Genomic DNA, 13,296 nt, shown 5'->3' with positions numbered 1-13,296 from the left:
ATATCAAAAAAACACAGACCCGCGGCTTACTATGCTCGTCGTCGGGCCTGTGTTCCATATTTTCTTATTATGACATCTTCGGCTTCTGCCGCTCTCTGCCTTTGCTTTAACTTTTTTAGATAATACTACATCCGGTTCCATTTGTAAACCCCTTTTTTTGCATAAGATGTCAGATTATTTGACATTTCATGGTTATATCCCTTATATTCATCTATTTTTTATATTAATCTAATAATTTCCAACAATTTAGGCGGATTTTTTACCTGCGATTAACCTTTTTCCAGTATTTCTCAATGATCTTCTTAACTACACACTCAGAGAATAAAAATTTATTTGCTTCAAGATAAGATTTATGTTTTCTTCCACAGGCTTTGTCCCGTCAATTCTTATGACAGGACACCTTAAGCCCTGCACCCATTCTTCAACCGTATCCTCTGATCTGGATTTAACAAAATCAAAAAACCGTTCCTCCTGCCCATATAAATCTCCGCCTGGCAGCATTCTGCTGCCGAATTTCTGAAAAGAACGGTTTTTAACCCGCTGCAGCCGAATATCCTTTGGAACAGAAATCAATACCGCATACTGAAAAAAGGGACAGACAGCTTCCCCATAATCTCCTTTCACAGAAGCAAACACAAAATTCTCATGTGCCTTCATCTCGCGGAAAAGAAGAGTTTCAGCTTCTTCGCGGGTACGCGGAGCGGCATAGACGCAGGAAAGCTCTGTCCCGGAAAAATAGAGATTTTCATTATCTATGAAATAAAAATGCAGCTTCTCAGCAAGGGCTTTTCCTAATGTACTTTTTCCAGTACCATTTAAGCCGCATATCATAATTCCTGTACCCATAATTTTCTCCCGTCAGTATATGAACATTCTCATCGGCGGCAGGCTGTACGCCAGATATCCCGCTGTATTTCGGCAAAAAAATTGGCGGAAAAGAATCATTTCCTCTCCGCCAAGCTTCTACCTGTCATTCGCTTTTTAAAACTTGTCCATTACATCTCGCCGAGTCCGCTTTCGATCGCTTCGCTCATGCTCTTCATAGCTTCTTCTTCATCCTCGCCGTCACAGATTAAGTTGATCTCTGTACCGCACTTGATGCCTGCTGCCATAACGTTTAATACGCTCTTTGCAACGATTCTCTTCTCGCCGCACTCGATGATGATGTCGCATTTAAACTTCATGGCTGTCTGGGAAAGAACTCCCGCTGGTCTTAAATGAAGTCCGGATGGATTTACAACAGTAAGTGTTTTTGTTAACATAATATTATCTCCTTTATCCTCTAATCTATATACTCCTTAGTGTCAATTTTATTACAATTCCCATTTGGTGTCAAGTTGTTTCAGCCTATTTCCCCGCCTCCCTGGAATATATGCATCCGCAGTAATCCTGGCGGTACAGACCGTATTCTTCCGACAGCTGCACAGACCGCTTATATCCGTCTTTTTTCTTAAAATCGGAGGGAAGGAACGCCACGCGGTACTCCTTCGCCAGCTTCTCTCCGATCTCATTTAGCTTGTCCGCGTTTTTTAACGGGCTGATGGTAAGCGTTGTCGTAAAATAATCATAACGGCCGGCCGATGCGACCTTTGCAGCCTCCCGGAGCCGCAAATCGAAACATTTAAAACAGCGTTCTCCGCCTTCCGGAACCTTCTCGAGCCCTTTAGCAATCCGGAAAAATTCATCCGGCTCATAGGGTCCTGTCCGGAAGAGCACAGGATGCACAAACTTCATCTCGGAGATCAGCTTCTCCTGCTCCTTTACCCGCTTCATATACTCCTGAATCGGGTAGATATTCGGGTTATAATAGTACAGCGTAATCTCAAAGTATTTCGATAAGTATTCCAGAACGTAGCTGCTGCAGGGAGCACAGCAGCTGTGAAGCAGCAGTCTCGGCACCTTCCCCTGTTTCTCAAAGTCTTCCAGTATGGTGTCCAGCTCTTTCTGATAATTTCTGTGGTTCATCCTCTTATATCCTCCTCTGATTCACAGGCAAAGAATGGTGCTCCTTATGGAACCCGCCGCCGTCTATAAGTTTCGTATGGAATAACGCCCTGCATGTTCATGGAAGCGTTTTCCATGGGACCCAAAAAAGGCGTGTGCACTCTCATGCCACGCCTCCTTTCTGCTTCCTACAGGAAGTCTCTGATTCGTTTGCTGCGCACCGGATTTCTGAGCTTTCTAAGTGCCTTCGCCTCAATCTGCCGGATACGTTCACGTGTTACATTAAATTCTTTGCCTACCTCTTCCAGTGTACGCGGATGTCCATCCTCCAGGCCGAAGCGCAGTACGATAACCTGGCGCTCTCTCTCCTTTAAATCACCGAGCAATGCGTCGATATGCTCCCGGAGCATCACAGACTCCACATTTCCCTCAGGAGTCACCACATTGTTGTCAGCGACAAAATCGCCTAAGTTGGAATCATCTTCTTCACCGATCGGGGTCTCCAGAGAGGCTGGTTCTCTGGCAATCTGCATGATCTCCATAACCTTGTCCTCAGACATATCGAGTGCGTCTGCGAGCTCGGTAACGGATGGCTCATAGCCCAGTTCCAGCGTCAGCTTTCTCTGCATTTTTGACATTTTATTGATGGTTTCGACCATATGCACCGGAACACGGATTGTCCTCGCCTGATCGGCAAGTGCCCTTGTTACGGACTGACGGATCCACCACGTAGCATATGTACTTAACTTATAACCTTTTGTATAATCGAACTTCTCAACGCCCTTAATAAGACCTAAATTTCCTTCCTGAACAAGGTCTAAAAAGCTCATACCGCGGCCGGTATACCGTTTGGCGATGCTGACAACCAGTCTTAAGTTCGCTTCTATCAAGCGTTCCTTCGCATCTTCATCCCCATCGGCCTTTCTCTTTGCAAGACGCAGTTCCTCGTCCGCACTCAGAAGCGGAACGGTACCGATCTCTTTTAAATACATGCGGACAGGATCTTCTGTACCTATTCCCTCCAGCAAGTCAATGGCATCGAGGTCAATATCCTCCTCGTCTGCCCCTTTTATAAAGCTGTCATCCAGATCATCGTCGAGCAGCAGAGCATCATCTGACAGGAGCACATCATCAGCCAGTATCGAGTCATCAATTACCGGGATCACGTCAACGCCGCGATTCTCCAGGTACGAATAGATCTGATCCATCTGCTCCGGGGTCAGTGAGTCCCCCATAAAGAAGTTGTTAATCTCCGTTACGTCCAAAGCATTATGCTTTGTTTTTCCCAGTTCCACGAGCTTCCCCAGCTTCTCTAAAAAATTATCTTTTTCCACTTAATAACGTCCTTTCGCTAAGAAGTATACATAAAAGCCCACACAACTTTTCATTATATACTACCGGATTACATATTTCAACATATTTCTGCGTTAAATTGCAGATTTATTGTTTTTTGGAAGGATTTCTCATAATCCGGATCTGTTTTTGCAGATTTATGATCTGAGTCTCCATGCGTGTACCTCCAAATTCCCCATCCAGAACCCAGTCTACCGGTTCTTCCGGAATCACCGTGAGCGCCTTTGTCCTGAACTTATGAACGTATTCGTTAGGCTCTTCCTTCAGGAACATGTAGTTGACAATGTTGCTTAAATCCAGCGGCGTTCTCGGAGTCCTGATTAAGAGCACCTCGAACTCGCCGTCATTCAAAGCCACATTCTGCGTGACAAGTCCCTTAAAGCCTCCCACGCTGATGGTATTCGTCACCATTCCAAAGATAAATTCCCCTTCCAGCGTAATCTCTTCACTCTCCACACGCATGCGGTAGGATTTGATGGAAGTCAGGCTCTTCACACTCTCCAGCATGTAGGCCTGATGGCCCAGCACATTCTTCTTGTCCTGGGGTGTTAAGTAGGAAACTTCCGTAAATGCGCCAAAGGCTGCAATATAAACGAAATTCCTGTCCCCGCAGAAGCTGCCGATATCGACAGGATACGCTTCCCCCTCCACCGCTAAATGCGCCGCGGCAATCATATTTTTCGGAATTTTTAAGCTGGAGGCAAAATCGTTGGTGGAACCGGCGGGAATATATCCCAGATCCGGAATCCGGTCCAGCGTCATCATGCCGCTGATGGTCTCGTTCAGAGTCCCGTCACCGCCGCTGCAGACGATGATGTCCGCGTCTTTTCCTCTCGCCGCGGCAACCTCCATGGCATCCTTCGGCCGCTGGGTCACATGAACCGATACTTCATACCCGGCTTTCGTGAAGATATCCAGAATATCCATCAACCGGTTTCTGATCTGTGCCTTTCCGGAACGTGGATTAAAGATAAACAGCATTTTTCTCATTATTCTCACCTTATCATCATAGTATACCATTCGCACTAAGTTCGTAAACTACCTCACTAAGTGCTCAGGTATGACTCACACTAGATTCGTAAACTACCTCATCAAGTGCTCATAGTATACACCTTAAACGCCCCGGGCAGTGAGTACGTCTCCCTGATCTCTTCCGGAGTCACCCACAGGTAATCTCCTGCCGGTTTTTCCTGCAGTTCAACGGCGAATCCCCTCATGTGCCACTCTACATGGCTGAAAATATGCTTTGCCTCCGGCAGACACCGGACCGCCGTCAGCGGTACACGGTACGTTTCAGCAAGCGCCTCCTCCTCCAGCCACCCATCCTCGTTGGGAAACTCATAGAGGGACGCCAAAAGGCCGCTGTCCTCCCGCTTCCGGATCGCCGTGCGCCCTTTCCAGTCCAGAACAAGTATCGTCTTCTTCTCAATCCTTCTGGCTTTCTTCGGCGTTTTTACAGGAATCTCCTTTGTGAGTCCGTCACGTCTCGCAACACATACGGACGCCATGGGGCATTCCCTGCAAAGCGGCTCCCCGTTAGGAACACAGACGATGGCTCCGATCTCAATCATCGCCTGATTATAGTTTCCTGCCCCCTCCCGGGGCATGACGCCGAGAAGCAGGTCCTCCATCTGTTTCTTAACCGACTGCTTTAAGATATCTTCCCTGCTCCCCGTCACGCGGGATATGACACGCAGAACGTTGCCGTCCACGGCGGGCACGGGAATCCCATAGGCAATGGAAGCGATGGCTCCGGCCGTATAGGAACCGATCCCCGGAAGTTTTTTCAGTTCTTCCCAGGAAGCGGGAAGCACGCCCCCATACTGCTCCATCACTACGCCTGCCGCTTTTTTTAAGTTTCTTGCCCGATTGTAATAGCCAAGCCCTTCCCACAGCTTAAAGAGCCTGTCCTCAGACACAGCGGCCAGCGCCGCCGTATCGGGAAGCGCCTCCATAAACCGCTCAAAATACGGTTTTACGGCTTCCACCCTTGTCTGCTGCAGCATGATCTCCGAAATCCACACACGGTATGGCTCCGGATTTTCCCGCCACGGAAGAATTCTCGCATGGCCTTTGTACCAGGATAGCAGCGGCTTCTCCATGGCCCTCAGACGCTCTTCCTTCGAAAATTCATCCTTCTTCGGTTCCAGCGTCTGCAGTTGATCATAAAAAGAATAATTATTCATATTTATACATATCCATAAATTCCCCGGACAGAAACCTCTCCGGAGACCACACGGATTACCTTTCCATCGGCTTTCTCGACGATAAGCTCGCCTTTCTCATCGATTCCCAGCGCTTTGCCTGTATAGGTGCCCGCGGGATCCAGAACCTTCACTTCTCTTCCGAGATTCGCCATATGTTCATTATATACATCCATGAGGCTGGCTAAACTGCCGCATTCCCTGAATTTTTTATAGTAACCCTCATACGCCTTCATCACAGAGGCAATCAGCCTGCTACGCCGCACCGGGCTTCCGGTCAGGATACGCAGGGAGGAAGCCACCTCCCCTGCTTCCTCCGGAAACTCCGTCATATTGGCATTGATGCCAATGCCGGTGACCACGTAATGGATTCCTTCCAGCTCAGCGCTCATCTCCGTCAGAATACCACAAAGCTTTCTGCCGTCTCCCACGATATCATTCGGCCATTTGATAACGGTGTCAAGCCCGGTCGTCTCTTTAATACCGTCATGGACGGCCAGCGCTGCCACCAGGGTCAGCATGGAGGCCGACGAGGGAAGAATATCCGGCCTTAAGATCAGGCTCATAAAGACACCCGTTCCGGAAGGGGATACCCACATCCGCCCCCTTCTGCCCCGGCCTGCATTCTGAAAATCCGTGACCACCAGGGTTCCATCCGGAGCACCTTCCTCCGCCAGCTTTCTTGCGCGTATATTGGTAGAATCGGTCTCTTCATAATAGACAATCTTCCTGACCAGTCCGCCTTCCATGCAGCTCATAAGCTCAGCTTCCGTAATCACGTCATCGCTGCTTAAGAGACGGTACCCTTTGTTGCGTACCGCCTCAATCTGAAACCCTTCTTCCTTCAGCTGGCCAATGGCCTTCCACACGGCCGTTCTGGACACGCCAAACCGGTCGCACAGCTCCTGTCCGGATACAAATCCGGACTCTTCTTTTAGTAGTTTCAAAATCTCTGTCTTCACCGCGCTCACCCCCACCAGATGCTGACTGCACTGATCACTGCAAGGGCCAGCAGTACAATTCCAAACAGGAGAACCAGAATGCCCGAGGCCTTTTTCTTCTTTTCGCGGCCGCTCATACGGATCTTAAAGACCGCATTCATGATATTGAGTGACGCCGCGAGGAGGAAAATGACCGGAAACAGCAGCATATGGTCCTCCGGGTTCAAAAATGAGATGACCGCCAGCACGACGATCAGGATTCCTATAATAATATGGGCCGCATCCAGCATCATGGATAAGTTTCTCGGGTTTCTGCTTCGTTCCTGTATATACATGCTCTATTCTCCTAATGTCGCCACCATCACTGCCTTGATGGTATGCATTCTGTTCTCTGCTTCATCGAATACCACGGAGGCCTTTGATTCGAACACATCTTCCGTTACTTCATTGCCCTTCACTGCCGGGAGACAGTGCATGAAGATGGTGGTATCCTTTTCCGTCTTCTCCATCAGCGCTGCATTCACCTGGTAAGGCTTTAAAAGCGCCACACGCTCGGCTGCCTTGTCTTCCTCTCCCATGGAGCACCATACGTCGGTATAGATCGTATCAGCCCCCTTTACGTCATCCACGTTCTCAGTCAGGGTGACACTGCTTCCGCTCTCACCGGCATATCCGCGGCACAGGGTAACCAGCTCGTCCTTCGGCCATAAGCACTTCGGAGCCAGGATCGTAAAGTTGACGCCCATCTTGCTCATACCGATCATCAGGCTGTTGGCCATGTTATTGCGTCCGTCGCCTGCGTAGACAAAGTTCAGCCCCTTTAAGTAACCGAAATGTTCCTTCATGGTAAGTAAGTCCGCCAGGATCTGGGTCGGGTGGTAATCGTCCGTCAAACCGTTCCACACCGGCACGCCAGCGTATTTCGCCAGATCTTCCACCGTTTTATGCTTGAATCCGCGGAATTCGATACCGTCAAAGATTCTTCCCAGCACGCGCGCCGTGTCTTCCACACTCTCCTTGTGCCCCAGCTGAATGTCATCCTTGCCCAGATACTCAGGATGAGCCCCTTCATCCACCGCTGCCACGACGAAAGAACACCTGGTACGTGTCGATGGCTTTTCAAAGATCAGGGCGATATTCTTTCCTTTCAGGGAGCTTCCGGTTACTCCGCTTTTTTTCTTAGCCTTTAAATCCGCGGCAAGATCCAGCAGGTAATTGATCTCCTCCGGTGTATAGTCTTTTAATGTAATGAAACTTCTTCCTTTCAGATTCATCATGCATCCTCCACTTTTCTTTTTGTATTTTTATACACCATTATAGTATATTATGCATAAACATGCAATCTTTTTTTCATGAATCCGATATTTAACGTTTGAAACGTCTTTTCTTCCTATTACATTACTATAATGGAATCCGGCTGTCAAGAGAGTGCAGCTTCATCATTATTTTTCCGATCAGGCGGTCCACCGTATAAATCTGAAACCGGTTGATCTTAAGCCGCTTCGCTAAATCCTCCAGAATCGCTATATATAAATCCCGGTAGTTCCAGTCCTCTTTCAGCTTAAACTCTTCGGCCATACGAGGAAACAGGGTCTCTGTAAACATCCGGTAACCGTTTAAGCTCTCCCTGGTCTCCTGATCCAGGTCTTCTTCGACATAAATCTTTAAAAGCTCCAGTTCCGACATCATCTTATCAAAGTAGTAAGGCTCGGAACCTGGTGCATCAATATAATATATACGCCCTGCAAGTCCATATAAGAACCTTTTCGCGTCATAATACCCCAAAGTCATGTTTTTTCTGCTCTGCTTTTTGTCGAATTCCAGTATGCCGCCCAGATCCTGGCGGGGAGCAATATGATACACATTGACGCCCTCCGGAATCTTCGTCACCTTTTCGCTGTCAAAGCCCCAGCCATAGATGCGGATCACGATAATATCCTCATAGCCCTTATCCAGCAGAACCCCCAGAGGAACGTTGTTTAAGCCGCCGCCATCCCGGTAACGCTTGCCGCCCAGCTTTTCATTCTTAAACGCCATAAAATAAGCGCTGGCCAGCAGCATATCCTTGACCGAACCCTCTTCCCCTTTTCTCACATCCACAGCCAGCTCCCTGTGCTCGGACACGGAATACGTCACGGCAAAGAGTTCACGGTCCGATTCCCTGATACGCGATTCATCGCCCACCACCTCAGCGATCAGATTCTTAAGAGGCGTCACATCGAAGCCGCCATCCTTGATAAACTGAACTCCGCTGTTTAAGATTTCCTGCATATTAAGCGCCTTGAAGTCTTTCCGCTTTAATGCCTTTATGGTCTCGTCACTGACATCCATCACCCTGGAATACTCGATGTTTTTCCAGATTCCTTCCGCCTTTTCTAAATCGTCCATACAGATCAGCGCGCCGTTCAGCGAACCGACAGAGGCGCCTGCGATCCCTTTGATGCGGATCCCGGCCTCCCGAAGCGCCTTCCAGGCGCCGATCTGATAGGCTCCCTTGGCTCCTCCGCCCTCTAAAACGATACCGTATTCTCTGGTCAAATCCAGCTTTAACTCCATTCACGCCTCCTTACGGGATACCTGCATTGAAAAATCGCAGCATGAGAGCCGGTGCCCCCTGCTGCGAATTCTCTAATTACCTTTCACGTTCCTATTTGGGATCCTTCGGGATCTCAGTGATGGAGGATACAAGTCCTGCCAGTCCCTGAATCTCGGACGGGATAATAATCTTTGTTGCTTTGCCGTCGGCCACTGTCTTAAGGGCCTCTAAGCTCTTGATCGTCAGAACTGCCTGATCGGCTCCCGCTTCCTTAATCATTCGGATACCATCTGCGTTTGCCTTCTGAACCTTTAAGATAGCCTCAGCCTGACCTTCCGCCTCACGGATTCTCTTCTCCTTCTCAGCCTCAGCGTGAAGAATCGCTGCCTGCTTCTCAGCCTCGGCATCCAGAATGGCGGATTCCTTCTTACCTTCTGCAACCAGAATGGTAGATTTCTTCTCACCTTCTGCACGAAGGATGGACTCACGGCGCTCACGCTCTGCCTTCATCTGCTTCTCCATGGCATCCTGAATCGCTGCCGGAGGCATGATATTCTTCAGTTCCACACGGTTAACCTTGATGCCCCACGGGTCGGTGGCGATATCGAGGGATTCTCTCATCTTTGCATTAATCGTCTCTCTGGAGGTCAGTGTCTGGTCGAGTTCCAGATCACCGATGATGTTACGAAGAGTGGTTGCCGTTAAGTTCTCGATCGCCATCAGCGGATTCTCCACACCGTAAGCATAAAGCTTCGGATCTGTAATCTGGAAGAAGACGACCGTGTCGATTCTCATGGTAACGTTATCCTTTGTGATAACCGGCTGCGGCGGGAAATCAGCCACCTGCTCCTTTAAGTTCACACGCTTTGCCACGCGGTCGAGAATCGGCATCTTGATATGAACACCTACGGACCATGTTCCCAGATAAGCTCCCAAACGTTCCACAACCAGAGCCTGTGCCTGCGGTACAATCCTGATACATGACGCAAGCAGTGCCAGAATAATAATCAGTACTATAATTACTGCAAAAAAAGCTCCCATACTACATTTCCTCCTGAGTCTCGCTCACAATTAGTTTTACTCCTCTGATGTCCTTTACTTCCACGAGCGTACCGACGGAATAAATTTTTCCGTCATCCTCGGCTCTTGCCGTCCACTCCTGCCCGTTCAAAACAGCTGCACCCGTTCCTTCCATGTTGTTCACCTCGGCTGTAACCTTCGCATGTTTTCCAATCAGACTTTCCGAATTGGTTTTCACGGTATTCCGGTTAACATACTTTAAGGCAAACGGTCTTGTGAAGAACAGCAGTGCAAATGAAACAATTACAAACACCGCCAGCTGAACTTCCACACCTGCACCCAAAAGTGCCAGTATGAACGCCGCCAGCGCGCCCCCTGCAAACCAAATGGTTGTCAGAGCCATAGTTGCGGCCTCAATGCCAAGTAATACTACGAAGCCTATAAGCCAATAGATAGCTGCCATCTTATCAATCCCCTTCCTGAGCCAGTCATAGGCAAAGCTGCCAAGCATATCTTTCATTTGCACTAATCATACTATATTTTCAGACATTTCTCAACAATTACCGTCTAAAAATGCCTTACAATTTTCTGACGGGCTGCATTTTCTAATTTCTTCGCTGCCTCGCCGCCTCAAACATCAGCACGGAAGCCGCTACCGCCGCGTTTAAGGATTCTACCTTTCCCATCATGGGAATCTTCACATACGCGTCTGCCATAGACGCTGTTTCGCTGCTTAAGCCATTGGCCTCATTGCCAATTAAAAACCCTGTATCAACAGTATAATCTTCTTTCTCATAATTATTCCTGCCTTCTAAATGAGCCGCGTATAGGCGGACACCGCGTTTTTTTATGTTTGCGAGAGTCTGCGGTAAAGCAGCGGTATAAACAAAGGGTACACGGCAGACGGACCCCATGGTGGAGCGGATTACTTTGGGATTATAGATATCCGCGGTGGTGTCGTTCATAATCACTCCCGTAATGCCTGCGCCTTCTCCGGCACGCAGGATGGTTCCCAGGTTTCCGGGATCCTGAATCGTATCCAGAATCATGAGAAGCGCCGGCCCCGGACGGTCCAGAATATCGTCGATCGTATACGCATACTGCTTCACCAGCGCCAGCACACCCTGGGGCGTGGTGGTGTCAGACATTGTCTTAAACACGTCATCCGCCACCGCCTCAAAGGCAAGCGGGCCGATCAGTTTCCTTCCCTCCGGATTCTTTAAGAAGCTTTCTGACACGAACAGACTGTCGATCCTGTCCCTGGGAATCTCTTTGAACATGCGGAGACCTTCCGCCACAAACAGACCTGTCTCTTTCCTGGCCTTCGCCTTCTTCGCCAGATTCATCACCTGCTTCACTTTTCCGTTGGCACTGCTCGTAATCATGACAATCCCTCCAGTTCTTCCAGCCACAGACGGCTGCTGGCATCGCTCGGCATGCGTAAGTCGCCCCTCGGTGATACTGCGACGGAGCCTACCTTCGGGCCATCCGGCAGACAGGAGCGCTTAAACTGCTGACTGAAAAATCTCCGGTAAAATACCTTCAGCCACTTTAAAACAGTCTCTCCGTCATACTGGCCGTCAAAAGCCGCTTTTGCCAGACGGAAAACCTTGGCCGGCCGGTAACCGTACCGCAGGACCTGATACAGGAAGAAATCGTGAAGCTCATAGGGGCCTACCAGATCTTCCGTCTTCTGGGCGATCTCGCCCTCCTTCGGCGGAAGAAGCTCCGGACTCACCGGGGTATCCAGCACGTCTAAAAGCACTGCTTTCAGTTCTTCCTCCCCGCACGTGTCGGCGTAATAGCGGACCAGATGGCGAACCAGCGTCTTCGGAACCGACGCATTGACCCCGTACATGGACATGTGGTCTCCGTTGTAGGTGGCCCATCCAAGCGCCAGCTCTGACATATCGCCAGTACCCACCACCATGCCGCCCCACCGGTTTGCCAGATCCATAAGTACCTGCGTCCGCTCTCTGGCCTGGGAATTTTCATAGGTTACATCGTGAAGGCTGATATCATGGCCGATGTCACGAAAATGAACCGTAACGGCTTCCCTGATATCGATCTCAGTCAGCTCCGCCCCCACCTTCTTCGTCATCAGACAGGCATTCTGATACGTCCGGTCCGTGGTTCCAAAGCACGGCATGGTCACAGCATGAATCTGATGTCTCGGTATGTTCAGCATATCAAACGCCCGCACCGTCACCAGCAGAGCCAGCGTGGAATCCAGCCCTCCGGAAATGCCGATAACGGCGTGGCTGCAGCCGGTATGGGCAAGACGTTTCTTCAGCCCCATGGCCTGAATGGACAGAATCTCCTCACAGCGCCTGTTTCTCTGACCTTCATCCGTCGGAACGAACGGCATGGGATCGATGGGACGTTCCAGATCATACTCCTCTTCTGTTATATGAAATCCAACCGTAACATATGAGCCGGTATTCAGGACCGGATATGTGGAAAGGCGTCTTCTCTCATTATTTAAACGCTCCATATCCATATCCGCAAAAATCGTTTCGTTGGCAAACCGTTTCGACTCCGCCAGACACGTTCCATTTTCTGTAATCAGATTCTGCCCTCCGAACACCAGGTCCTGGGTGGACTCGCCGTCTCCCGCATTGGCATACACATAACCGCAGACAAGGCTGGCGGAATGGCCGGTGATCAGGCTCCTGCGGTAGATATCCTTTCCCGTGGTCTCATCACTGGCAGAACAATTGACGATCACGGTCGCACCGGCCGCTGTATGGCGGATCGACGGCGGACACGGTACCCAGGCATCCTCGCAGATTTCCACGGCCACAACAAACCCAGGCATCTCCTCACAGGCAAACAGGATATTTGTCCCCATAGGGAAATTCTGTCCTTCCCAACTGACCATCACAGGGATCTCATTGCCCGGTTCGAAATAACGGCGCTCGTAAAATTCAGAGTAGTTGGGAATGTTTGACTTGGGAACAATGCCCAGGATTCTCCCGTTCTGAACCGCCACGGCCGTGTTGTAAAGCTTTCCGCTCCTCTCCCACGGCATTCCGATAAACGCCAGAAGATCGGAACCTTCCGTCTCCTTTAAAATCTCTTTCAGTTCTCTCCTCGCCCCGTACAGCAGGGCATCCTGCCCGAATAAATCACCGCAGGTGTACGCAGTAAGCGACAGCTCCGGAAATACCATAAGCTTCGCTTTTCTCTCTATTCCCGCCCGGATCAGAGCGCAGATTTCTGTCCTGTTAAACTGGGGATCAGCCACTTTTACATCGGGAGTTGCTGCCGCCACCCGGATAAATCCGTGTTTCATATC

14 protein-coding genes are annotated in these 13,296 nt (G+C 49.6%); all 14 read right to left on the bottom strand.

Annotated features, from left to right (window positions below; genetic code table 11):
* Positions 1-306: 306 nt before the first annotated feature.
* The gene (locus NE473_RS03260; protein ID WP_055650002.1) at positions 307-846 is read right to left on the bottom strand and encodes an AAA family ATPase; all 540 of its coding nucleotides are present in this window, start codon (positions 844-846) and stop codon (positions 307-309) included.
* A gap of 149 nt (positions 847-995) precedes the next feature.
* Positions 996-1,262, bottom strand: a complete 267-nt coding sequence (locus NE473_RS03255) for an HPr family phosphocarrier protein (protein ID WP_002603381.1) — start codon at positions 1,260-1,262, stop codon at positions 996-998.
* 85 nt (positions 1,263-1,347) lie between these two features.
* Entirely contained in the window at positions 1,348-1,965 is a 618-nt protein-coding gene (locus tag NE473_RS03250) for an epoxyqueuosine reductase QueH (protein WP_055650001.1), read from the bottom strand.
* 167 nt (positions 1,966-2,132) lie between these two features.
* Positions 2,133-3,278, bottom strand: coding sequence for an RNA polymerase sigma factor RpoD (gene rpoD, locus NE473_RS03245; RefSeq protein ID WP_006777301.1), 1,146 nt, complete (start codon positions 3,276-3,278; stop codon positions 2,133-2,135).
* A gap of 106 nt (positions 3,279-3,384) precedes the next feature.
* The gene (locus tag NE473_RS03240; RefSeq protein WP_022033224.1) at positions 3,385-4,287 is read right to left on the bottom strand and encodes a diacylglycerol/lipid kinase family protein; all 903 of its coding nucleotides are present in this window, start codon (positions 4,285-4,287) and stop codon (positions 3,385-3,387) included.
* A 101-nt stretch (positions 4,288-4,388) separates the two neighbouring features.
* Entirely contained in the window at positions 4,389-5,483 is a 1,095-nt protein-coding gene (gene mutY / locus NE473_RS03235) for an A/G-specific adenine glycosylase (protein ID WP_055650000.1), read from the bottom strand.
* Between the two features lie 2 nt (positions 5,484-5,485).
* Entirely contained in the window at positions 5,486-6,463 is a 978-nt protein-coding gene (locus NE473_RS03230) for a biotin--[acetyl-CoA-carboxylase] ligase (RefSeq protein ID WP_039892881.1), read from the bottom strand.
* A gap of 5 nt (positions 6,464-6,468) precedes the next feature.
* Entirely contained in the window at positions 6,469-6,777 is a 309-nt protein-coding gene (locus NE473_RS03225) for a DUF6637 family protein (protein WP_022033226.1), read from the bottom strand.
* Between the two features lie 3 nt (positions 6,778-6,780).
* Positions 6,781-7,716, bottom strand: coding sequence for an ornithine carbamoyltransferase (argF, locus tag NE473_RS03220; RefSeq protein WP_022033227.1), 936 nt, complete (start codon positions 7,714-7,716; stop codon positions 6,781-6,783).
* Positions 7,717-7,843: 127 nt separating this feature from the next.
* Positions 7,844-8,998, bottom strand: a complete 1,155-nt coding sequence (locus tag NE473_RS03215; RefSeq protein ID WP_055649999.1) for a patatin-like phospholipase family protein — start codon at positions 8,996-8,998, stop codon at positions 7,844-7,846.
* 91 nt (positions 8,999-9,089) lie between these two features.
* The gene (locus NE473_RS03210; RefSeq protein ID WP_022033228.1) at positions 9,090-10,019 is read right to left on the bottom strand and encodes an SPFH domain-containing protein; all 930 of its coding nucleotides are present in this window, start codon (positions 10,017-10,019) and stop codon (positions 9,090-9,092) included.
* A gap of 1 nt (position 10,020) precedes the next feature.
* Complete coding sequence (locus tag NE473_RS03205) at positions 10,021-10,461, bottom strand: NfeD family protein (RefSeq protein ID WP_055650091.1); 441 nt, start codon at positions 10,459-10,461, stop codon at positions 10,021-10,023.
* Between the two features lie 142 nt (positions 10,462-10,603).
* Positions 10,604-11,383 carry a TrmH family RNA methyltransferase gene (locus NE473_RS03200; protein WP_006776071.1) on the bottom strand — a complete coding sequence of 260 codons (780 nt, stop codon included), beginning with the start codon at positions 11,381-11,383 and terminating at the stop codon, positions 10,604-10,606.
* Positions 11,380-13,293, bottom strand: coding sequence for an NAD(+) synthase (locus NE473_RS03195; RefSeq protein ID WP_055649998.1), 1,914 nt, complete (start codon positions 13,291-13,293; stop codon positions 11,380-11,382). Before NE473_RS03195 ends, NE473_RS03200 begins: the two co-directional genes overlap by 4 nt.
* Between the last annotated feature and the right edge of the window lie 3 nt (positions 13,294-13,296).

It is taken from the genome of Hungatella sp. SL.1.14 (assembly GCF_024460495.1).
Taxonomy (GTDB): Bacteria; Bacillota; Clostridia; order Lachnospirales; family Lachnospiraceae; genus Hungatella; species Hungatella hathewayi.
This window is presented reverse-complemented; position numbering and strand designations above follow the sequence as displayed.